Consider the following 22220-nt stretch of genomic DNA (forward strand, 5'->3'; position numbering starts at 1 on the left):
ATTATTGGCTGTCGCATGACATATAACCCCCTGGACCACAATCGTTTATCAGACGAGGGTTGAAACGGCATCGCGTACAAAATGGGCTATGATTAATGATTATGCTGCAATTTTTTCCTGTAGCGCCCCATTATGAGGTATCGCCAATGCCCACATTGCAGGACCCTTTAATTATCGTCACCGACCTTGACGGCTCCTTGCTCGATCACCACACCTACAGCTGGCAGCCGGCCGAAGCGTGGCTGAAACGCTTGCAGGCACATCAGATACCGCTGGTTATCTGCTCCAGCAAAACCGCCGCAGAAATCGTACCTCTTCAGCAAAAAATGGGGATCGGCGATGAACCTTTTATCGCCGAAAACGGGGCGGTCATTCAGTGGAAAAGTACCGGTTCCCCCACCGCAATCAAGGAATACGGCGATATTGGCTATGCCGTGCTGTGCCGGAGGCTTCTGTTGTTAAAACAGGAGTTTGGCTTCAAATTTACCGGATTTTCCGACGTTAGCCAGCAACAGGTTGCCGACTGGACGGGGCTGACGCCACACAATGCAGCCCTTGCCAAAAACCGTGAAGCCTCCGAGAGTATTATCTGGCGCGACAGCACTGAAAAGTTCGCGCTTTTTCATCAGCAGCTGGAAAAGCAGGGGCTAACGCTGGTAGAAGGCGGTCGCTTCTGGCACGTCATGCGAAGCGGTTGTGGTAAGGCCGAAGCGCTACATTTTCTGCTGCAGAATACGGTAAAAGGCACTCGCCCCATCACTATCGGACTCGGCGACGGTCCTAATGATGCTGCGATGCTCGACGCTGTCGACTATGCAGTGGTGATTAAAGGCTATAGTAAGCATCCCGTCGTCCTGCAACGCTATGATAAAAAACATATTTACCATACGGCGCACTTCGGTCCCCAAGGCTGGAGTGACGGGCTGGATCATTTTATCACTCACTAAGTTGTGATGTCCTTATTAGGGGAAGACGATGAGCGATTTCTATCAAAATGGCGTTATTACTAATTTTCATAATCTCACCGGACGCTCCGTAGAAGCGTTAGAGAAAGACCTTGTCCGCTTCTCACGCAAGCGCAAGATGGGATTAATCCTGCCGTCGCTGTTTTCAGAACTGGAAGGCCCTGCACTTAGCCATATCGTTGACGAATTGGCAAAAGTGCCCTACCTGGCTGAAATTGTCATCGGACTCGATCGTGCCGACCGCGAGCAGTTTTTGCATGCCCGCGAGTTTTTTTCGCGCCTGCCGCAGCGCCATCGTATTTTGTGGAATGATGGCCCGCGCCTGAAAGCGCTGGATGCCGAGCTTGACAAGGAGGGGTTATCTCCCGCCCAGCCGGGCAAGGGGCGTAACGTCTGGTTTTGTACCGGTTATACCCTCGCATCCGACAAATCGAACTGCGTGGCACTGCATGACTGCGATATCGTTACCTATGAACGTGGTATGCTGGCTCGCCTGCTTTACCCGCTGGCGAATCCGGGATTTCAGTATGAATTCTGCAAAGGCTTCTATGCACGCGTGGCGGACAATAAGCTAAACGGACGCGTAGGACGGCTGCTGGTCGGGCCATTGCTGCGTTCGTTGCAGCAGGTTTACGGCCGCTCCGACTATCTCGAATACTTATCGAGCTTCCGCTACCCGCTGTCCGGGGAGTTTGCCATGCGTCCCCATGTCCTTAACGGGATTAAGATCCCTGGCGACTGGGGTCTGGAGATCGGCGTGCTGTCGGAGATTTACCGTAACTACACCACGCGGCAAAGTTGCCAGGTGGAAATTGCCGACAATTATGACCATAAACACCAACCGCTGGCGGAAGAAGACGGTAACGGCGGGTTACTGCGCATGAGCAATGATATTGTCCAGTCACTGCTGCGCAAGATGGCGACCATGGGAGTCAATATCACCAGCGACTCGTTCCGCGTCCTCAAGGCCACCTATTATCGTAATGCCCTGGATATGATCGAAATTTACAACCATGACGCCACAATGAACGGGTTAGAATTCGATCAACATACCGAAGAAGCGGCGGTCGACATGTTCACTCAGGCGATTCTGGATGCCGGGCAGTCGTTTATCGAGCGGCCGAATGAAAAACCTTTCATTCCAAGCTGGAGCCGGGTGCAGTCGGCTTTCCCTGATATCCTGCAACGTATCTATCAGGCGGTGGAAGAGGATAACAACGGGGACGTCTGACGTACCACTGCTTCAGGTTATACCTCGCGGGTAAAACACTCGCGATGTCGCCTGAACGGATCAGCCTGATTTCAACATTGACACATTGAAACAGGACGCAACCGACAATGAGCGGCAAAATACGGGTATACTTTCGTTAGCCGAATCGGGCCCCCCGGCGAGCCGGGGTCAACGATCCCATTTTGTTAAGAGATTGTTTAACTGACTATGCCAGAACTCTACCGATATGACCTGCCGTCCAGAGCAGGTGACCAGCGCCAGCTGGGGCAATTGATCGGCGCGGCCTGCGCCGTTGAATGTGCCGAAATAGCAGACAGACATCACGGCCCGGTTTTGCTGATTGCCCATGATATGCAAAATGCACTGCGCCTGCAGGATGAAATTAAACAGTTCACCGACCAGCCGGTGATGGCGCTGGCCGACTGGGAAACCCTGCCCTTCGACGGCTTCTCGCCGCATCAGGAGATCATTTCCTCGCGGCTTTCCACCCTCTATCAGCTCCCGACGCTGGCATCCGGCATTTTGATCCTGCCGGTGAATACGCTGATGCAGCGCGTCTGCCCGCACAATTTCCTGCATGGTCACGCGCTGGTGATGCAGAAGGGGCAAAAACTGTCGCGTGACAAACTGCGATCCCAGCTGGAACAGGCTGGCTACCGCAGCGTCGATCAGGTGATGGAGCACGGCGAGTTCGCCACCCGTGGCGCATTACTGGATCTCTATCCGATGGGCAGCGAACGCCCCTACCGCATCGACTTTTTTGATGACGAAATTGATAGCCTGCGCCTGTTCGATGTCGACAGCCAGCGCACACAGGAAGAGGTGGCGGCAATCAACCTGCTGCCGGCCCACGAGTTCCCAACGGATGAAAACGCCATTGAGCTGTTCCGCAGCCAGTGGCGTGAACATTTTGACGTCCGCCGCGAGGCCGAGCATATCTATCAGCAGGTAAGTAAAGGCACGCTGCCTGCCGGGATTGAATACTGGCAGCCGCTGTTTTTTGAACAGCCGCTGCAGCCACTGTTCAGCTACCTGCCCGTCAATACCCTGCTGGTGATGTCCGGCGATGTGGAATCCAGCGCCGGGCGTTTCTGGCAGGACGTCAACGCGCGTTATGAAAACCGTCGTATCGACCCGATGCGCCCGCTATTGCCCCCCGCTTCGCTGTGGTTACGCAGCGATGAACTATTCAGTGAGCTGAAGCAGTGGCCGCGCATCCAGCTGAAAGCCGATCTGCTGACCGCGAAAAGCGGCAATACTAACCTCGATTATCGAGCGTTGCCGGATTTGGCGGTACAGCCTCAGGCCAAAACCCCGCTGGACGCACTGCGCCACTTTCTCGAATCCTTCAGCGGCCCGGTGGTGTTTTCGGTGGAAAGCGAAGGCCGCCGTGAAGCTTTACAGGAGCTGCTGGCACGCATCAAGCTGAAGCCAGCCGTCATCCACTCGCTGCCACAGGCTCGGGAACCGGGTCATTACCTGTTAATGGGTGCCAGTGAGCATGGTTTTATTGACGGATTGCGCAACCGCGCGCTGATCTGTGAAAGCGACCTGCTGGGCGAGCGCGTCAGCCGTCGTCGTCAGGACAGTCGCCGCACCATCAATCCGGACGTATTAATCCGTAACCTTGCCGAGCTGCATCCCGGTCAGCCGGTGGTACATCTGGAACATGGCGTCGGGCGTTATATCGGCATGACCACGCTGGAAACCGGCGGCATCAAGGCAGAATATCTGATGCTGTCCTATGCCGGGGACGCCAAACTCTACGTTCCCGTATCGTCACTGCATCTGATAAGCCGCTATGCCGGGGGCGCGGAAGAGAACGCTCCGCTGCATAAGCTGGGCAGTGACGCCTGGTCGCGCGCTCGCCAGAAGGCGGCGGAAAAAGTGCGCGATGTGGCAGCTGAATTGCTGGATATCTACGCCCAGCGTGCAGCGAAAACCGGCTTTGCTTTTAAACATGATAAACAGCAGTACCAGCTGTTCTGTGACAGTTTCCCGTTTGAAACCACCGTCGACCAGGCACAGGCGATCAATGCCGTGCTGAGCGATATGTGCCAGCCGCTGGCAATGGATCGCCTGGTATGCGGTGACGTAGGCTTTGGTAAAACCGAAGTCGCCATGCGCGCCGCATTTCTGGCGGTGGAAAACCACAAGCAGGTGGCGGTGCTGGTGCCAACTACCCTGCTGGCGCAGCAGCACTACGACAACTTCCGCGATCGCTTTGCCAACTGGCCGGTGCGTATTGAGATGATGTCACGCTTCCGTACCGCTAAAGAACAGGCACAGGTGCTGGCTGACGCGCAGGAAGGTAAGGTCGATATTCTCATCGGCACCCATAAGCTGTTGCAAAATGACATTAAATGGCGCGATCTCGGCCTGCTGATTGTCGATGAAGAGCACCGCTTTGGCGTGCGCCATAAAGAGCGCATCAAGGCGATGCGCGCTGACGTCGATATTCTCACCCTGACCGCCACGCCGATCCCACGTACGCTGAACATGGCGATGAGCGGAATGCGCGATTTGTCGATCATCGCCACGCCCCCGGCGCGTCGGCTGGCGGTGAAAACCTTCGTGCGCGAATATGATGAGATGGCGGTGCGCGAAGCCATTCTGCGTGAGGTACTGCGCGGCGGCCAGGTTTACTACCTGTATAACGATGTCGAAAATATTGAGAAGGCGACCAAAAGGCTGACCGAGCTGGTGCCGGAAGCCCGGGTTGCTCTCGGACACGGTCAAATGCGCGAACGCGAGCTGGAACGGGTGATGAATGATTTCCACCACCAGCGCTTTAACGTGCTGGTGTGTACCACCATTATTGAAACCGGTATTGATATTCCGACCGCTAACACCATCATTATTGAGCGCGCCGACCGCTTCGGCCTGGCGCAGCTGCACCAGCTGCGTGGCCGCGTTGGGCGTTCTCACCATCAGGCTTATGCCTGGCTGCTGACGCCGCATCCCAAAGCGATGACCACCGATGCGCATAAACGTCTTGAGGCCATCGCATCGCTGGAGGATCTGGGGGCTGGATTTGCCCTCGCCACGCACGATCTGGAGATCCGTGGTGCCGGCGAATTACTGGGTGAAGGTCAGAGCGGCCAGATGGAAACCATCGGCTTCTCACTGTATATGGAACTGTTGGAAAACGCCGTCGATGCGCTGAAAGAAGGGCGTGAACCTTCGCTGGAAGATCTGACCAATAATCAGACTGATATTGAGCTGCGTATGCCGTCGCTGCTGCCGGATGATTTTATCCCCGACGTCAATACTCGCCTGTCTTTCTATAAGCGTATTGCCAGCGCCCAGCACAGCAACGAACTGGACGTTCTCAAGGTGGAACTGATTGACCGTTTCGGCCTGCTGCCGGACGCAGCGCGCAATCTGCTGGGTATCGCCGCACTGCGTCTTGCGGCGAAAAAGCTGGGCGTACGCCGGGTAGAGGCCAGTGAGAAAGGCGGTTTTGTCGAGTTTGCCGAGAAAAACAAGGTTGATCCCGCGTGGTTAATCGGCCTTTTACAGCGTGAACCGCAACACTGGCGTCTTGATGGACCCACGCGCATCCGGTTTATGCGTGACCTGTCGGAACGCAAAGTGCGCATAAAGTGGGTGAGTGAGTTTATGAATAAGATGGTAGATAACGCCAGCGCATAACCGGCTGACCGTGGGGCCGTTGCTTTATAGCGGCCCCTGGACTGGATATACGCTAAAACAGGTCGGAGCATCCTCAACTAAATTTCCCTAAAATAGGGTGCTGTCAGTTCCAGCTTTACGCCGGTACGTAAAATACAGGTATGGTCGTAGACCTGTTCTCTCGTAAAGTCACAGACTAAATAGCTGCGTCTAATAGCGCTCCACTTTTGCCAGTCCGTGTTTACCGCCCGGGAACGGGCTGACCGTTTTCATAAAGTGGCGTACTTTTTTCAACAGTTGCCACATTGACCGGCACTGATGATTGCGTGTAATGGTATCGTGCAGCGCCTGCCACAGGCGCTCAACATGATTGACCCACGGCGAGTAAACCGGCTGGTAAATCACCCTGAACTTTGGATTCTGTTTCAGCCAGCTCAGCGTTTCACGGCTTTTGTGGATGATATAGTTATCGACAATCAGCGTGATCGTTTTTGCCCGGCGGTAACTCGCTTTCAGGTGCTTAAGCAGGCTGATAAACAGCACCGAACTTTTGCTGTTACCGCCAACGTAACTGACTTTGCCCGTTCCGCTGTGCAGCGCACCCGCCAGGTAATATTTTTCATTTTGACCCGGTGTTACCACGCGTCTTTGCTGCCCGCGCAGTTGCCAGTCAGCACCGATTTTTGGATTGAGGTGGATATCCACTTCATCTTCATAAAATACCGGATGCTCTGCGCTGCATTTGTCCAACGCCTGGCGGATCACCGCCATCTTTTCATCTTTGTGCGGGTCACGGATCCGCAGGGTTGGCGCAGCTCTGCGCCACACCAGCCCGGCAGCGGGCAACCAGCGACGGACGGTTCCTGCATGCAACCGGCAGCCGGTTATGTCTTTAATTTTTATAGCCAACAATTCCGTACTCCAGCGTGAACGCTGATAACCAAAATCGCCGGGAGAGTGCTTTATCAGTTCACGTAACAGAGTGCAGATATGCTCAAATGGCCATCGGCGGGAGCGCCCTGCGGGCAACGATTTCAGACCTTCAACACCGGACAACGTAAACCAGTTAATCCAGCGCCCGACGGATGAACGGGCGCAACAGAGCGTTCTGGCGACGTGGCTGACACGGTTTCCCCGGTGCAACATCAGTATGGCCGTCAGCCTGCGGGCATGATTTTTATCGCGCGTTTTATGGATAGCTTTTCGCATCAGGCGTCGTTCTTCACGGGAAATGGGTGCTATGATCGGCATTGCTCAGTCCGGTTGGTGATTTGTTTTGATTTGGCGATTGATCAGATCGCACAATCCGGGCTGAGTTCCCTCAAAGTGATCTACTATTCCGCGCAGCTATTTAGGCNGTCCGGATGGCAAAATATACTGTGCTGATTTCTCGATGACCTTTTTGATACTACATTTATATAATCGCATTCTCTATTAATGCAATTAAGAAATATATAACTTCCCATTTATAAATATGCAGCTTACAATATCACACGATATTAAAATACTGCTACAGATAGATGACTAGGGGCCTCTAATGCATTTATATGATATTACTAAAAACCACCACGCTTATACTTGTAAGACTAAATTGAGCACAGAAAAAAGTTTAACCAGAAGTTTAGTCTTCTCAATATTCCGGCACAAAGTTGCTCGCGTAAGTGCTTCACCTGATACCTCCCTAAAAAGAAAAATAGATGGCACCAACTTTCAAAGACACAAAGGCGTCCAAGAAAATAATGAAGCGCTAAATGCCATTTACAGCCAACGTCCGCAGGGTGACATATCTTGTCGATTAGAGAATGAAAAGGAAAATATTATTGAATATATTGAATCATGTAAACATGCATTTTTCAATCATCCAGAGTTGCCGAAAAACTCAACCATTGACAGAATAAAAGATCTGCAAGAATTAGTATTCCCATTGATTGTTGTTTCTAATAACAAAATCATACCAAATGTAATACATTACTTTACAGATGCACGGGATGTTGCAAAACACATCGTTGAGGGACCAAGTGGTCAGCAACAATTTGTCTATTATAATGAAGGCCATGCCATTTGCGTAGATGCTTTCAAAGACAAAGAAGATAATATTTCAATAATTACGATTGATTGCAGAAAAGTTGAGGGTGATGATGCCCCGGATACTGCACTAGCCAGCGAAATATTTGGCAATTGGGATATCAAAGAAGGTAAATTGTCAATGCTTAATCTTCAAACTGATCTTCAAAGAAATTATACGGGATGTAAGTATTTTAGCCTGGCATTTGCAGAGCAAACGGCTATAGATCCGAATATAATTTCTCAACATCAACTCAACATTAATGGTGCTAAATCGAAGAAGAGGAATGTACGACACTTGTTAAACTTACAGAGTTCTGAAAAACTTTTAGGCTCATATTATTATCAACATGCCCATTCCTCCAAAAGAATTAACAAACTCTCAAAGGAAATAAGGGAGGGAATTGTTAGTCCAGCAGGTTCTCTTTTAGAGACACATGAAAAATATAGAGTAGAAAAAATAACAGGTAAAAAAGAAACTATTACATTCAGCAACTCCATTGACTTTTTTCGTAAAAAATTACATGAAAATATCATGGAACAGTTGAACAAAGAAATTTGCGAAAATAAATAATGGCATGACTGGATCTTTGTTTCTGAATTTATTCAAGACACTCATTTTCAGATGTCACCCTACAGTGGTAACACCGATCCCGCAGCTGGTGTAAAAGGGGACATGATCGCCACATGCCCCTTTCTATATGAAATTTAAAAAACCTGAAATTAACAATCTTAGCGCACCAGACAAGTTCCACAGCGTTGACCTTGTCGACATGTTATTTTCCGACCTGATTATGCGTTCAGGCTTTATCGCCCAGCATCAGCTGACCGTTGCTGTCCAGCGGTATTCGCGTACCGGGGTCGTTATCCATACGGATTTTACCCTGCTGGTCACCGATCTTATAGGTCACGTCGTATCCCTGTATCTTTTCCTGTTTGTCATACACGGTTTTACAACGCTGTTGGGTAGTGGTGTAGGTATCCCGCTGTTGCAATGCCTCCTGCGCCTGATTGCCGCCGTAACCCCCGGCCAGAGCACCTGCTACCGTGGCGACATCACGACCGCGCCCCCCACCAAACTGGTGCCCCAGTACGCCACCTGCCACCGCCCCCAGAACCGAGCCGGCGATACGATTTTCATCCTGCACCTGGCGACGATGAGTCAGCGTGACGTTATGGCACTCCTGACGTGGATTCTTCAGCGTCTGTTTGATCTCAGTAGCCGAAATCACCTGCGCATACTGTGGCGTGCTATGGAATACATTCATACTGGCAACGGCCGCGACGCCCAATGCTGCCGCTACGCCGATGCCGACACCCGCTAACATGGATTTGTTCACAGGTAAACCTCCTGACAAAGTGACCGCGCATTCTCGCCTGATGCCATCCGATGCCTGCTACGGCATACTCGGCGTGCGCGAAGCGCCGTGGTAATTAAGCGAATTTTGCGCTGTGTAAGAGGTTGTGACTATCAGAATTTTGGAAGAAAACCGCTCCCCGGCCATAAGTAAAAGCTTTTAAGAGTGTTCTTATCGGGAGGAAGGAGAGGGTAAAACATAAGAACGGCTTATCACGTCATGAGAAAATTACGCTGATAAGCCGTTTAAGGGTCATTTAATCGCCATAAAGGGCAATAAAAGATTAATGCAGTTTAAGACGCGGGCGGATCACCCGATTAATACTGCCGACCAGCATCATTAGCCCGGTTTTGAAATAGCCATGCAGGGCAACCTGGTGCATACGATACAGTGAGATATAAACCAGGCGTGCAATGCGCCCTTCCACCATCATTGAACCGCGCATCAGGTTGCCCATCAGGCTTCCCACGGTGCTAAAGCGTGAGAGCGAGACCAGCGAGCCGTGATCTTTATAAACGTACTGACTTTGCGATTGGCCATTGATATTGGCCATAATGTTAGCCAGCACGCGGGACGCCATCTGATGAGCAGACTGCGCACGCGGTGGAACAAAACCGCCAGAAGGCAGCGGACAGGAAGCGCAATCACCAATAGCATAAATATTGGCATCGCGGGTAGTCTGCAATGTCGGTTCCACCACCAGCTGATTGATGCGGTTGGTTTCCAGGCCGCCGAGGTCTTTCATAAAGTCGGGTGCCTTGATACCGGCCGCCCACACCATCAGGTCAGCATCAATAAATTCACCAGACTTGGTATGCAGGCCATTTTTTTCTGCGCTGGTCACCATCGTCCGCGTCAGCACGCGCACGCCAATTTTTCTCAGTTCGCTGTGCGCCGCACTGGAAATACGCGGCGGTAATGCGGGAAGAATACGCTCACCGGCTTCGACCAGCGTCACGTTCAGCGCCTGGTTGTCCAGCCCTTTGTAGCCGTAGCTGTGTAGCTGCTTAACCGCATTATGCAGTTCGGCAGACAGTTCAACTCCGGTTGCTCCCCCGCCCACAATGGCAATATTGACCTTTTCCTGCTGACCTTCACTGGCGGAGAATTTCAGGAACAGGTTGAGCATTTCATTGTGGAATCGACGCGCCTGATGCGGGTTATCAAGGAAGATACAGTTGTCCTTCACCCCCGGCGTACCGAAGTCGTTAGACGTACTGCCCAGCGCCATCACCAGGGTGTCATATTCCAGTTCGCGTTGAGGAACCAGAACGTCGCCCTGCTCATCAAGGATTTCCGCCAGCTGCAGTCGGTTATTCTCGCGATCCAGATCGGTCAGCGTGCCGATCTGGAAACTGAACCCATGCTTGTGGGCATGTGCCAGATAGCTCAGACCATCAATGCCTTCATCCAGTGAGCCGGTGGCTACCTCATGCAGTAACGGTTTCCACAGATGGCTATGGTTACGATCCACCAGCGTGATCTGAGCTTTGTTTTTACGCCCTAACTTGTGACCAAGCTGAGTAGCCAGTTCCAGGCCTCCGGCACCCCCGCCGACGATAACAATTTTTTTCATAGGTGTTGTCAAACGACCCTCATAAAAGTAAACCAATCGTTAATGAAAGGTTAATAGAATAACCTTAATTAACATAGGGTTGGCGATTCTAATTCGCAATCTGGCGTCAGAATAGCACGGGGGAATTCATCTGTTCTATGAAAATTGATCCTGGTCAATTTTATCCGTTTAATCGGGGAATTTCATATTGCTAAGCCCTTGTTAAACCTGTGGTAGTCCCCTTTGTTCTGATTGCCGCCTGGGCAACCCTCTTTCCAGGCCGGGATGCGCCTGTTGCCCTTATCAGTATTGATCCCCGGCGCACCTGCCCCGTGCCGCGCAAAACGTCGGCTAACATGGCCAGCCCGGACGGTTGCAGGGCAGGTGCTGCAGGATAAGTGCTACAAATATCAGTAAATAAAGAAATCGCCCTTCATATATATTTGCGCGTTCCTTTGAGTATAAACTTCAAGCTCTTCACCACTGCCAGAAAAACCAAAAACAGAGATTCCTGCAAAGTGTTTTATCCTGATTTCGCTTTCAGCGTTGAATTGTTTCGCTGCCAGCGTGCCTTCAATGCCACAGGCACATGCCAGACAACAACCGCCGGAAACAGCGATGGAATGATGGATCTCCTTCGGCGTTAAATAGATCATCGATATATCACACTGCTCATTTCCTTGACTTATTATGGCGACTTTAGGCAAAGTTATTGAGTTTTTAATTTCGCACTCTGTCATCAGGAAACCGTCGCTGTTCTTTAGCCGCATCATTATTCCGGCCTTAATCCTGATTGAGTTGACCCTTTCAAGGAGAAGATCCATAGCAACCAGTTTCTGTCTTTCTTCATCCCCGTTAATACCCAGTGAAGCGGCATCTATAATCACCATCGGCATCACCGCATCAATACATGTCACTGCCACGTCATCTATCATGTCAATTTTGTTCCCGGTAGGGAATAAGCTCCCCGTCACCGCCCCGGCCGGATCTTTGAATGACATGTCAATTTTAGGGTATTCGTTTTCGATTCCTGGCAGCAGGCAGGTATCCAGCCCCCCGTTCCGGCGGTAAATTTTACAATAAATATCTTTCCGCGTATTTGTGTTACGGATGTGTATGGCTCCGTTAACCACTAGCTGATCGACAACCCCCATATCTTCAAGTACCAGCGGGATCGACGACATCATATTACCGCAGTTCACTCTCCAGGATACTGTCGGGCTGGTTGATTCCAGTTGTAAGAAGGTGCTGGTCACCACCTTATTATGTTTATCAATATCGATAATGAAGGCTTTATTGCTGGTGCTTTTACCTTTACCAATTCCTTCTGTTTGATACGGATCGGGCTTTTGGCTTTCCTTCCTCGGCGTCCCAAGGATGCATCTCATGACTTTATTAATCTCTTCTTTTTCTTCTGGCAGATTTTCTTTAAGAATAACAACACCCGACGAGGTTCCGCCACGGACGTAATATAAAGGTATTTTTTTCATCTTTTCCATGTTGACTGTTCTTATTAGCATTTCCTGTGCGTCAGAAACCCGGGAGCGACACTCTTTTTCACAAGTTGATGTGTAAGGGTGTAATAAAACGCAGTTTGGTAAGTTTTTATCTCATGACTACGTGATCGGGTTTTATGATTTTAGCGACAGGGAGGTTGCAGGTATCCATGTTTGTTACAAATGTCACATGAATCCTGCACTATTAAGTGTCGTGACCAGCGGTTTAGTTCCACCTGCTCATTAAGGAGAACCAATGCGGGTGAAAGCAGGCAGCCGCATTTACTCTCGGCCGCCTGCCGGTCACCGGGCGGGATAGACCAGCGGGCCGACATAAAATGCGGCCGCATTTTGCCAATCCGTTCTACTGGCTGAGGTACGCGTGCACCCAGAAGTTAGCTGCCTTCACCCGCTTTATGGGTTAGCCAGCGATCCTGTAGCCGGGCCAACGCGGCGCTGGTTTCCTTCCAGCGCGGTGAGTCGATAAGCTGTTGCCGGGTAAGGTTCCCCCGGTGGTACAGCCGGGCAACCCTTTCAGACACCATCACCGGCAGATTATCCAACACGCTGACCGCGCCAGCCCGGTTATTACACACCAGGATCATATCGCATCCGGCGTCCAGCGCGGCCCGGGCGCGCTCGGGGTAGCTGCCCATAATCGCTGCGCCCTCCATTGACAGATCGTCGGAGAAAATCACGCCGTCATAGCCCAGCTCCTGACGCAACACGGTTTTTAACCAGTGCGGGGAGCCGCTGGCAGGACGCGGGTCCACCTGCGTATAGATAACGTGGGCGGGCATAATGGCATCCAGCGCCTGTTCCGCTATCAGCTGCTGAAAGATCGGCATATCATGCTGGCGGATTTCCGCTTCGCTGCGCGTGTCGCGCGGAGTCTCTTTATGTGAATCTGCACTGACGGCACCATGCCCGGGAAAATGCTTGCCGGTGGTTTTCATGCCTGCTTCGTGCATCCCGCGAATAAAACAGCGAGCCAGCCGTAAGGCGATGGCCGGATCTTCATGGAATGAGCGCTCGCCGATAGCCGCGCTGCCGTGGCCAATGTCCAGTACCGGAGCAAAGCTGATATCAATATCCATGGCGATCATCTCTGACGCCATCAGCCAGCCAGCCTGCTGCGCCAGCTTTTCGGCCTCAGTCGATGGGTTAAGCGCCGCAAACGCCTGCATGGCGGGCAGCCGGGTAAATCCTTCACGGAAGCGCTGTACGCGCCCGCCTTCCTGATCCACCGCCACCACCAGACGATGACGCGATGCACTGCGGATCTGGCGCACCAGCTCCCGCAGCTGCGCCGGATCGTGATAGTTGCGGCTGAACAGGATCAGTCCCCCCGTCAGCGGATGCTGTAAGATTTCACGTTCTTCCGCATTCAGCTCGCAACCGAGCACGTCTAACATTACCGGACCCATCATTCACCTCTTAGCCTGTTATCCGCCGCCAGCCCACCGCCGCCAGCGTATGAAAATGTTGTTCACCGCTTTGCTGCCAGCGCAGTTCGTACCAGCTGGTTGCCAGCAGTTCCAGCCACGGTCGCCAGCGCGCCACCTGCTGCCCCAGTCGCTGTTCATTGATATGCTGCAAGCGGGCGTAATGGATGATTAATCGCTGCTGCTGTACATGATCAAACGCGTTTGCGCTAATCATCGCCGCCAGTTCCAGCGCGACATCCCCATCCCCGGCGTATTCCCAGTCAATCAGCCTGAGCCGGTCACCGTCAGCCAGCAAATTAGCGCCGTGAATATCCATGTGCAGCACGCCGAGTCGTAACGGCCGTGGTTCCCGCAGACGCTGGCAGCGCTGTAATGCGCGCAGCCAGTGTAAATTTCGTCGCCGCACATCACTACGCTGCCAGTAACTCAGCAGCAGCGGCAGCAGCTGCAACCGATAGCCCGTTAGCGGCATGCGGTGCAGTTTAACCACTTCGTCAATCGCATCCTCTATCCGGGCGTCCAGCTGCGGCGGCGTCAGCGGCTCCCCCGGCTGCCAGCCCAGTAACAGCCAGTGGCGGTTGCGTCCATAGACGCGCGGCGCGCCATCGCTGCCGGCCAGCTTGCGCAACAGCCGGTATTCACGCTGGCGGTCAACGCCGGGCATCATCACGCCACGCGCCACCCTGCGTGCCACCAGGGCGCTGCCGGGGAGTGACACTTTCACGCTGAAGCCGCTCAGCCCGTCAAGCGGCAGAAAAGAAGCGGCATCAAATGCCGCCGGAAAATGTTGCGCCAGCAAACGTTGCAGGGCGGGATCAGTGTACAACGGCACCGCTACCCGACCAGATGATTTCACCGGTCTGCACCAGCATCAGCTGCATTTGCAGAGATGGCGACTTAATATCGCCTTCGGCATTGCTGTACAGCACATACTGCGCTCCGACGTAGCGCGCCAGGCCGATGGCTTTACTGCGTGAAACCAGGCTGTCGTCTGCCGACAGACCCAGAGTTTGCCTGGCAGCCGCCAGCTGCTGAGGGGTAACCAGCGTAAACTGGCCGTTATTTAACAGCGAGTTTTGCAGGGCGTCGGTCGCTTTGGCGCTTTGCAAACTGCCGTTGGTGCTGTTTTTAACGTTGTCTACCAGTAGCACATTACCCGCATTAATGCCGTCTGCTTTCAGCATCTGCCCCACCAGTGGCGATACCGTTGCTGACCAGTTCAGGGGCTGCATTTTCGGCGGCTGCGGCACATTCTGACCCGGCTCCGCTTTCGGTGGCAGCGGGACACTAACCGGCGGCGGTACGGGTTCAACCGGGGCGGGTGACTGAGGCTGTTGCTGCTGATTGATACAGCCGCTCAGAACCAGTGCTAATATCAGCACGCCTGAACGCTTTATCCTGATCCAGCTCATTTGATAACTCCTTACAAATACAGGTAGAGACGAACTTTGCTCGCCGTGAGATTACCGGTTTGAGATGAGATTTCGGCTTTACCCTGTGCGGGCACCGCAACCGTATGCGGCCGCTCAAAAGGCAGAATTTCCAATCCCTTATCATCATACCAGTAGAAGCGGTAACTGACCTGAACCGGTTTTTCCTGCTGGTTAAACAACACCGTTGACGCACGTTGCTGCCCTTGCGTCTCTTCAATCCCCGGTGCAGCAGCGGTGATCCCGGCCGACAGCACCGCTGACTCCATGACCAGGGGCTGTGAGGTATTGATGCTGGTGCGCTCGCGGCTGCATCCGCTTAAGGCCGTCAGCAGCGTAATGGCAATGATACTTGCCCGCATAGAATGATATCCGTTTTGGTGAACGTTCAGGATGCCAGCATAGGGCCTAATGGACGGCCACCGACGAGGTGCAGGTGGATGTGGTAAACCTCCTGCCCGCCGTGCTGATTACAATTCATGATCAGGCGGTAACCATCTTCAGCAATACCTTGATCCCTGGCAATTTTTGCCGCCACGGTGATCATCCTTCCCAGCGCGGCTTCATGACCTGCAACCACATCGTTTGACGTCGGGATTAAAAGATTGGGGACGATGAGAATATGTGTCGGAGCCTGAGGGGCGATATCGCGGAACGCGGTAACCAGCTCATCCTGATAAACGATGTCGGCCGGAACTTCGCGACGGATGATTTTGCTAAAAATAGTTTCTTCAGCCATGCCTGCTATCCTTCAGCTGTGAGTGAGTCCACGCAGTATGAGCGAGAAATTCGTGTTGTTTCAACCTGTGAGTGATTTTTCTTTTATCGAAAACGCCACCTTGCCGAGGATTTCACCCAATTTCGGTAGCTCGCTCGCAGTTCTGGTGCGGCCCGCTACTGCCTGACATCCGCAGCAGCAAAAAAAAGGGGAGCTTCAGCTCCCCTGTGAAAACCTTGCGCAGCGGTTTAATGGCTGCGGATGTAGTCGTCCATATCGGTTTTCAGGTTATCGGATTTAGTACCGAAGATGGCCTGAACGCCGGAACCAGCCACCACCACCCCGGCAGCGCCAAGCTGCTTCAGACCTGCCTGGTCTACTTTTGCCACGTCTGCCACGCTGACGCGCAGACGGGTGATGCAGGCATCCAGGTTAGTGATGTTGTCCTTGCCGCCAAATGCTGCAACCAGGCTGGCAGCCATTTCACTGGCTGAACCTGTCGTCTGTTCACTGGTGGTATCTTCACGACCAGGAGTTTTCAGATCCAGTTTAGCGATCAGCACGCGGAAAATCGTATAGTAAACCAGACCGTAGATCACACCCACAATCGGGAACAGCCAGATCTTGCTGCTGTTACCGCTCAGCACCACAAAGTCGATCAGACCATGTGAGAAGCTGGTTCCGTCACGCATGCCCAGCAGAATACAGATTGGGAATGCCAGGCCTGCCAGGATGGCGTGGATGGCGTACAGGATCGGTGCCACGAACATGAACGAGAATTCAATCGGTTCGGTAATGCCGGTCAGGAAGGAGGTCAGCGCGGCGGAGATCATGATACCGCCCACTTTGGCACGGTTTTCAGGTTTAGCTGAATGCCAGATAGCAATTGCTGCCGCCGGCAGACCGTACATTTTAAACAGGAAGCCACCCGACAATTTACCGGCGGTAGGGTCACCTGCCATATAGCGGGGGATATCGCCGTGGAATACCTGCCCCGCTGCGTTGGTATACTCACCAATCTGCATCTGGAAAGGCACATTCCAGATATGATGCAGGCCAAATGGTACCAGTGAACGTTCGACTACACCGTAGATGCCGAACGCAACCACCGGGTTCTGATATGCCGCCCACTGTGAGAACGTTTGGATCGCCGTACCCACCGGAGGCCAGATAAAGGAGAGCACAACGCCGAGGAAAATCGCCGCCAGACCGGAGATAATCGGTACGAAGCGTTTACCGGCGAAGAAGCCCAGATACTCGGGCAGCTTGATGCGATAGAAACGGTTAAACATATAGGCGGCAATAGAGCCGGCAATAATACCTCCCAGTACTCCGGTATCCGCCAGATGCTGAGCCGCAATCTCTTCGGCAGACAGATGCAATACCAGTGGTGCCACAACCGCCATAGTTTTCACCATAATGCCGTATGCCACGACCGCTGCCAGTGCCGAAACACCATCATTATTGGTGAAGCCCAGCGCCACACCGATTGCAAAAATCAGTGGCATATTGGCAAATACCGAGCCGCCGGCTTCCGCCATCACTTGCGAAACGACGGCAGGCAACCAGCTAAAGTTGGCAGAACCAACGCCCAGCAGAATACCCGCAATCGGCAGTACCGATACGGGTAACATTAGCGATTTACCGACCTTTTGCAGGTTTGCAAATGCATTTTTGAACATAGTGTGAAGCTCCTGAGTATGAGTGCTTTTTTTACGCGCGATGATGAATCACTGCGCGTGGCAAAGGGGGAGGATCCTTTGCATATGGAGCGCTTGGCGCTCTCGATATTTATTACTAAGTATAAAATAAATCTGAAAAAATTTGTTTGATGACTATCACGTTTTGCCGAAAGTGCGCCAGTTAACTGTTATTAAATCGTGATAAATGCGCCTTTTTTACGCCATAAAAAGCGCAGCGCTACTTTTCAGCGCCGCACTTTACGACTTTTTTTTGGTAAATTCGAGAAATAAAAATGACGGTCGGCTGGTCAGTCCGTCAGGCGCGACATCGGCACATGAAAGAGACGCGAAAAGTTTTCCGTCGTCGCCTGTGCCATCTGTTCAATGGTGACTCCCTTTACCACCGCCATATATTCCGCGACATCACGCGTATAGGCTGGCTGGTTCTCCTTGCCCCGATGGGGTACAGGCGCCAGGTACGGCGAGTCGGTTTCCACCAGCATACGATCGAGCGGCACATAGCGCGCAGCATCACGGATTTGTTCAGCATTGCGGAAAGTCGCAATGCCGGAAAACGAGATATAAAAGCCCATATCAAGCAGCTTCTCTGCCGTCTGGCGATCTTCGGTAAAGCAGTGCAGCACGCCCCCACAGCCCTCTGCCTGTTCTTCTCTCAGGATCGCCAGCGTGTCCTCACGCGCATCCCGCGTATGCACAATCACCGGTTTATTCAGATCGCGCCCGATGCGGATATGCTCGCGGAATGAGGCCTGCTGGCGCGCCTTAGTCTCTTTTTGATAGAAGTAGTCAAGTCCGGTTTCTCCCATCGCCACCACGCGTGGGTCAGCGGCCAGCAGGCGCAGCTCCGAAAAGTCGTACTCCTCTTCCTGATTGAGCGGATGCACCCCGCAGGAGTAAGCTACGTTCGGCCGTTCACCAATCAGTTCGACCATCGCCTTATAGCCCGGCAGGGTTGTGGCAACCGCCAGCATAAATTTCACATCACGCGCCGCCGCTTTCGCCAGCACGTCAGACACATCCTGATGCAGGGTTTCATAATTCAAACCATCAAGATGGCAGTGGGAATCAACTAAAAACATCATATTTACTCTTTAAACGCTGAATCGGAAAATACCGGCTTAATGATGCTTTCCCAGCTTAACAACTGTTGCGTCAGCAGCAGCTCACGGTTGACCGCCACCACCGTCAACAACCGATCGCGGCAGACCATCCACTGGCGCAGGCTGGCATCAAGCACGCTGGACGGTAACAGGCTGGCGAGATGGATAACCACTGCCTGTTGGTCAATATTGCTGATAAATTGACCGCCGCCCTGCTGCCATTTCACCGCATCCACCAGCAGGGAACATAGCCAGGCGATACGCCGTGCCACGTCATCATGATGTAACACAGGCAGTAAACTCAGTAGATCGTCGGACAGTGCAGCAGGGAGCGCCTGACACAGCTGCAGGCGCTGCTGCCAGGTTTTTTCGTCCAGAAATGCCAGAGCGGCTGCGGGCGCCCCGGCAGACAGCCGCAGTGCGGCGCTACGCTCATTAAGGCCGGCAGCACAGTGTTTCTGCAGCCATTGCAGGCTTTGCCCCTCATCCGGCGGAGCCAGATGCCACAACAGGCAGCGGCTGCGCAGCGTGGGCAGCAGGCGCGAGGGTTCACGACTGCTCAGTAAAAACCAGGTGTTTTTTGGCGGCTCTTCCAGGGTTTTCAACAGCGCATTGGCGGCCGCTTCGGTTAGCTGCTGTGCATCCGGTAGCCAGACCACCTTTGCACCGCCCTGCTGTGCATAATGGTAAAGCTTATCCGTTACGCCGCGCACCGCATCGATACCCAGGGCGTTTTTACCCTTTTCGGCCTCCAGCTGATACCAGTCAGGATGATTACCGGCCAGCATCAGCGCACAGGCATGACACTTTCCGCAGCTTTTAAGCCCCTCAGGTTGCCGGCACATCAGCCAGCGTCCGATACCCCAGATAAGCGCATCGTCCCCCATGCCGGGCAGCGCCTGGATCAGCAGTGCATGATGGCCGCGCTGCGCAACATGCTGCGCGATGATTTGCTTATAACTGTGGTTGAGCCACGGATACCAGTTCATTGCTGTTCCTGTAACCACTGGTTCAGCGTCTGTTGCAGCGCGGCCGTCACCTGCTCCAGCGGCCGAGTGGCATCGATGGTTTTGATACGACTATCGGCCGACGCCAGGGCGAGATAACGCTCGCGTGTGCGGGTGAAGAAGTTGAGCGACTCCTGCTCAATGCGGTCCAGTTCTCCGCGCGCGCGCGCGCGCTGCAAACCGATTTGCGGGGTAACATCAAGGTACAGCGTCAGGTCCGGGGAAAAATCGCCCAGTACCGCCTGTTTCAGGCAGTTCATCAGATCGCTGTTCATACCACGGCCACCGCCCTGATAAGCCTGAGAAGAGAGATCGTGACGATCTCCGACTACCCACGCCCCACGCGCCAGCGCCGGTTTAATCACGTTTTCCACCAGCTGGACGCGTGCGGCATACAGCATCAACAGCTCCGCGCTGTTGGTGACACGTTCACCTTCAATCCCCTGCTTGATCAAATCCCGCAGCTTCTCGGCTAGCGGCGTCCCGCCCGGCTCGCGGGTAAAGACAATATCGTTAATACCGTGGCGCTGTAGTTCGCTGACAACCGCATCACGCGCTGTGGTTTTCCCTGCCCCTTCCAGGCCTTCAATAACGATAAATTTACTGTTCATGCTTTTCCTTCTGCGCCAGGCGATAAACCTGTACGGCTTTATTGTGGCTGGCCAGATTGGTGGTAAAAGTATGACCACCTTTACCGTCGGCAACAAAATAGAGGAAGTCAGTCTGCTCCGGATGCGCAGCCGCCTGCAGAGAAGCTTTGCCCGGCATCGCAATCGGCGCTGGCGGCAGGCCGCTGATCACATAGGTATTGAAGGCTGATGGTGTTTCCAAATTTTTGCGCGTCAGAATGCCCTGGTAGCTGTCGCCCATGCCATAGATCACCGTTGGATCGGTTTGCAGGCGCATCCCCAGCCGTAAGCGATTGATAAAGACCGAGGCTACTTTGCCACGTTCGGCGCTTATCGCCGTCTCTTTCTCAATAATCGATGCCATTGTCAGCATATCATTTTTGCTGTTGTACGGCAGATTAGCCACCTTCCCCTGCCATTCATCATCAACCTGCTTTTTCATACGCTCAAGAGCGCGTTTCAGCAGCGCCACCTCGGTGGTGTTAGCCGTGTAAAGATAGGTATCAGGGTAGAACCAGCCTTCCACCCCCTGCTGTTCGCCGCTGAGTTTCAGGGCGGCAGCCACGGTCGCCAGTTTGTCATCCGCCAGCGTGTGCTTCAGGTAAGGTGCGCTGCGTAGCTGGCTTAGCCACTCCTGCATGCGGGACCCTTCCACAAAGCGCAGCGGAAACTGGGCTTCTTTGCCGCTGGCCAGCAGCTGCAGCATCTCACGCACGCGCATTTTTGGCGTAAAACGGTAGGTTCCGGCTTTGAACCTGGCCAGCTCGGGCTGCAGCTTAAGTAATATGCCGAACCACGGGGTACTGCTGATAATATGCTGGGACTCCAGCCCGGCCTCCAGCGCCACACGGCCCGCACCGGCGGGTAGCGTGAAAATAGTCTCGCGATCAATTGTCAAAGGAGCATCGGCGAACTGCCGCGTTTGCCAGTAGCCATAAGCGATAATCAACAGTGCTGCCGCCAACAGCGCCAGCACGCACTTTTTGCTTTTAGTCATCATTTTCCACGTCGTTCACAATCGGGTTGAGCAGGTTAAACAGCTGGCGCGAAGCGTAATGCCAGCATTCTGCCTGATAAACCGGCAGAACCGGCATCAGTGCATTGGTGATCAGCACCTCTTCTGCCGCTGCCAGCACGTCAATACCGGCACGTACCTCGCTCAGGGTATAACCGAGTTGCACTACCCGCTTCATCACCCGCTGGCGCTGGATCCCATTCACTCCACTGCTGCTTAAATCAGGGGTAAACACCTGCTTCCCCACGCGCCAGAATAAATTTGCCGCACAGCATTCCACCAGCATAGCGTCACTGTCAAGCACCAGCGCCTCATCGGCACCGGTCTGTTCAAGCTCTGTGCGGATCAAGACTTGCTCAAGGCGGTTAAGGTGTTTGATGCCGGCCAGCTGGGGGTTTTTACCCAGCCGAACCGAACTCAATACCAGCCGGGCGCCCTTTTGGCGCAGCTGATGATAATGGGCAGGATAAGCAGAGAGTGAGATGATACGTCCCGGCTTCTGGCACCCCTGGGCGCTGTAACCACGCCCACCGCTGCCACGGGTGAGGATGGCTTTTAACACACCATCATCGCAGCTGACTGTGGCCTGAATGATCTCCGCTTCCAGCGCCATCCAGTCCACTCCGCTAATCCTCAGCCGCTCACAGCCCTGTTGTAAACGTTGCAGATGCGCCGCCAGCCGCTGGACGCGACCCTGCTGCACGCGCGCAGTGGTGAAGCAGCCATCACCAAACTGGACAGCACGATCGCGGGCTTCGATAGTGTCCCGCGCTTCACCGTTCACCCATATCATGCTTACTCTCCGATATCATTTCCCAGGTCAGCTTACCCGCATAGCGCGCCACAATCATCTGATTGCGGTTCAAAA

19 protein-coding genes are annotated in these 22220 nt (G+C 53.3%); 4 read left to right on the plus strand and 15 right to left on the minus strand.

The window, feature by feature from the left end:
* Positions 1-146 precede the first annotated feature (146 nt).
* The 3 genes from EPYR_RS10675 to mfd all read left to right on the plus strand — a co-directional run bounded on the left by EPYR_RS10675 (position 147) and on the right by mfd (position 5850).
* Positions 147-947, plus strand: a complete 801-nt coding sequence (locus EPYR_RS10675) for a mannosyl-3-phosphoglycerate phosphatase-related protein (RefSeq protein ID WP_012668419.1) — start codon at positions 147-149, stop codon at positions 945-947.
* A 28-nt stretch (positions 948-975) separates the two neighbouring features.
* Positions 976-2196 carry a glycosyltransferase family protein gene (locus EPYR_RS10680; protein ID WP_012668420.1) on the plus strand — a complete coding sequence of 407 codons (1221 nt, stop codon included), beginning with the start codon at positions 976-978 and terminating at the stop codon, positions 2194-2196.
* Positions 2197-2403: 207 nt separating this feature from the next.
* Positions 2404-5850: a transcription-repair coupling factor gene (gene mfd / locus EPYR_RS10685; RefSeq protein ID WP_012668421.1), complete on the plus strand. Its 3447-nt coding sequence runs from the start codon at positions 2404-2406 to the stop codon at positions 5848-5850.
* Positions 5851-6039: 189 nt separating this feature from the next.
* Here the strand turns inward: mfd and EPYR_RS10690 are convergent, their stop codons facing one another.
* Positions 6040-7080 carry an IS630 family transposase gene (locus EPYR_RS10690; protein WP_012666458.1) on the minus strand — a complete coding sequence of 347 codons (1041 nt, stop codon included), beginning with the start codon at positions 7078-7080 and terminating at the stop codon, positions 6040-6042.
* A gap of 286 nt (positions 7081-7366) precedes the next feature.
* Here EPYR_RS10690 and EPYR_RS10695 point away from each other — a divergent pair, with 286 nt between their 5' ends.
* Positions 7367-8467, plus strand: coding sequence for a YopJ family acetyltransferase (locus EPYR_RS10695; protein ID WP_012668422.1), 1101 nt, complete (start codon positions 7367-7369; stop codon positions 8465-8467).
* A gap of 226 nt (positions 8468-8693) precedes the next feature.
* On the opposite strand, the gene EPYR_RS10700 is transcribed toward EPYR_RS10695, so the two are convergent.
* From EPYR_RS10700 to pabC, 14 genes are all read right to left on the minus strand, one after another.
* A complete protein-coding gene (locus EPYR_RS10700) occupies positions 8694-9233 on the minus strand; it encodes a glycine zipper 2TM domain-containing protein (RefSeq protein WP_012668423.1) in 540 nt (179 codons plus the stop codon).
* Between the two features lie 301 nt (positions 9234-9534).
* Positions 9535-10839 (minus strand): NAD(P)/FAD-dependent oxidoreductase, encoded by a 1305-nt coding sequence (locus EPYR_RS10705; protein ID WP_041474119.1) that lies wholly within the window; start codon positions 10837-10839, stop codon positions 9535-9537.
* Positions 10840-11216: 377 nt separating this feature from the next.
* Positions 11217-12305: a PrpF domain-containing protein gene (locus tag EPYR_RS10710; RefSeq protein ID WP_012668425.1), complete on the minus strand. Its 1089-nt coding sequence runs from the start codon at positions 12303-12305 to the stop codon at positions 11217-11219.
* A gap of 392 nt (positions 12306-12697) precedes the next feature.
* Positions 12698-13729, minus strand: coding sequence for a beta-N-acetylhexosaminidase (gene nagZ / locus EPYR_RS10715; RefSeq protein WP_012668426.1), 1032 nt, complete (start codon positions 13727-13729; stop codon positions 12698-12700).
* 10 nt (positions 13730-13739) lie between these two features.
* Positions 13740-14606 carry a thiamine kinase gene (gene thiK, locus EPYR_RS10720; protein ID WP_014539058.1) on the minus strand — a complete coding sequence of 289 codons (867 nt, stop codon included), beginning with the start codon at positions 14604-14606 and terminating at the stop codon, positions 13740-13742.
* A complete protein-coding gene (gene lpoB / locus EPYR_RS10725; protein ID WP_012668428.1) occupies positions 14566-15162 on the minus strand; it encodes a penicillin-binding protein activator LpoB in 597 nt (198 codons plus the stop codon). The genes thiK and lpoB overlap by 41 nt, the downstream gene beginning before the upstream one ends.
* 11 nt (positions 15163-15173) lie before the next feature.
* Positions 15174-15542 carry a YcfL family protein gene (locus EPYR_RS10730; RefSeq protein WP_012668429.1) on the minus strand — a complete coding sequence of 123 codons (369 nt, stop codon included), beginning with the start codon at positions 15540-15542 and terminating at the stop codon, positions 15174-15176.
* Positions 15543-15568: 26 nt separating this feature from the next.
* Positions 15569-15919 (minus strand): purine nucleoside phosphoramidase, encoded by a 351-nt coding sequence (gene hinT, locus EPYR_RS10735; protein ID WP_012668430.1) that lies wholly within the window; start codon positions 15917-15919, stop codon positions 15569-15571.
* 227 nt (positions 15920-16146) lie between these two features.
* The gene (gene ptsG / locus EPYR_RS10740) at positions 16147-17580 is read right to left on the minus strand and encodes a PTS glucose transporter subunit IIBC (RefSeq protein ID WP_012668431.1); all 1434 of its coding nucleotides are present in this window, start codon (positions 17578-17580) and stop codon (positions 16147-16149) included.
* A gap of 308 nt (positions 17581-17888) precedes the next feature.
* Positions 17889-18680 carry a metal-dependent hydrolase gene (locus EPYR_RS10745; RefSeq protein WP_012668432.1) on the minus strand — a complete coding sequence of 264 codons (792 nt, stop codon included), beginning with the start codon at positions 18678-18680 and terminating at the stop codon, positions 17889-17891.
* Between the two features lie 5 nt (positions 18681-18685).
* Complete coding sequence (gene holB, locus EPYR_RS10750; protein WP_012668433.1) at positions 18686-19690, minus strand: DNA polymerase III subunit delta'; 1005 nt, start codon at positions 19688-19690, stop codon at positions 18686-18688.
* Complete coding sequence (gene tmk / locus EPYR_RS10755; protein WP_012668434.1) at positions 19687-20319, minus strand: dTMP kinase; 633 nt, start codon at positions 20317-20319, stop codon at positions 19687-19689. Before tmk ends, holB begins: the two co-directional genes overlap by 4 nt.
* Positions 20309-21337 carry an endolytic transglycosylase MltG gene (gene mltG / locus EPYR_RS10760; RefSeq protein WP_014539065.1) on the minus strand — a complete coding sequence of 343 codons (1029 nt, stop codon included), beginning with the start codon at positions 21335-21337 and terminating at the stop codon, positions 20309-20311. Before mltG ends, tmk begins: the two co-directional genes overlap by 11 nt.
* Positions 21327-22145, minus strand: a complete 819-nt coding sequence (pabC, locus tag EPYR_RS10765) for an aminodeoxychorismate lyase (RefSeq protein WP_012668436.1) — start codon at positions 22143-22145, stop codon at positions 21327-21329. The genes mltG and pabC overlap by 11 nt, the downstream gene beginning before the upstream one ends.
* Positions 22146-22220: the final 75 nt, after the last annotated feature.

Origin of the sequence: Erwinia pyrifoliae DSM 12163, assembly GCF_000026985.1 — a bacterium.
GTDB lineage: Bacteria > Pseudomonadota > Gammaproteobacteria > Enterobacterales > Enterobacteriaceae > Erwinia > Erwinia pyrifoliae.

Excerpts from the sequence above, each read along its gene's own strand:
- EPYR_RS10710 (WP_012668425.1), bottom strand. The coding sequence starts at position 12,305 with ATGGAAAAGATGAAAAAAATACCTTTATATTACGTCCGTGGCGGAACC.
- EPYR_RS10680 (WP_012668420.1), top strand. The coding sequence starts at position 976 with ATGAGCGATTTCTATCAAAATGGCGTTATTACTAATTTTCATAATCTC.
- mfd (WP_012668421.1), top strand. The coding sequence starts at position 2,404 with ATGCCAGAACTCTACCGATATGACCTGCCGTCCAGAGCAGGTGACCAG.
- holB (WP_012668433.1), bottom strand. The coding sequence starts at position 19,690 with ATGAACTGGTATCCGTGGCTCAACCACAGTTATAAGCAAATCATCGCG.
- EPYR_RS10675 (WP_012668419.1), top strand. The coding sequence starts at position 147 with ATGCCCACATTGCAGGACCCTTTAATTATCGTCACCGACCTTGACGGC.
- pabC (WP_012668436.1), bottom strand. The coding sequence starts at position 22,145 with ATGATATGGGTGAACGGTGAAGCGCGGGACACTATCGAAGCCCGCGAT.
- tmk (WP_012668434.1), bottom strand. The coding sequence starts at position 20,319 with ATGAACAGTAAATTTATCGTTATTGAAGGCCTGGAAGGGGCAGGGAAA.
- lpoB (WP_012668428.1), bottom strand. The coding sequence starts at position 15,162 with ATGAGCTGGATCAGGATAAAGCGTTCAGGCGTGCTGATATTAGCACTG.
- EPYR_RS10695 (WP_012668422.1), top strand. The coding sequence starts at position 7,367 with ATGCATTTATATGATATTACTAAAAACCACCACGCTTATACTTGTAAG.
- nagZ (WP_012668426.1), bottom strand. The coding sequence starts at position 13,729 with ATGGGTCCGGTAATGTTAGACGTGCTCGGTTGCGAGCTGAATGCGGAA.
- hinT (WP_012668430.1), bottom strand. The coding sequence starts at position 15,919 with ATGGCTGAAGAAACTATTTTTAGCAAAATCATCCGTCGCGAAGTTCCG.
- mltG (WP_014539065.1), bottom strand. The coding sequence starts at position 21,337 with ATGATGACTAAAAGCAAAAAGTGCGTGCTGGCGCTGTTGGCGGCAGCA.
- ptsG (WP_012668431.1), bottom strand. The coding sequence starts at position 17,580 with ATGTTCAAAAATGCATTTGCAAACCTGCAAAAGGTCGGTAAATCGCTA.
- EPYR_RS10745 (WP_012668432.1), bottom strand. The coding sequence starts at position 18,680 with ATGTTTTTAGTTGATTCCCACTGCCATCTTGATGGTTTGAATTATGAA.
- EPYR_RS10730 (WP_012668429.1), bottom strand. The coding sequence starts at position 15,542 with ATGCGGGCAAGTATCATTGCCATTACGCTGCTGACGGCCTTAAGCGGA.
- EPYR_RS10690 (WP_012666458.1), bottom strand. The coding sequence starts at position 7,080 with ATGCCGATCATAGCACCCATTTCCCGTGAAGAACGACGCCTGATGCGA.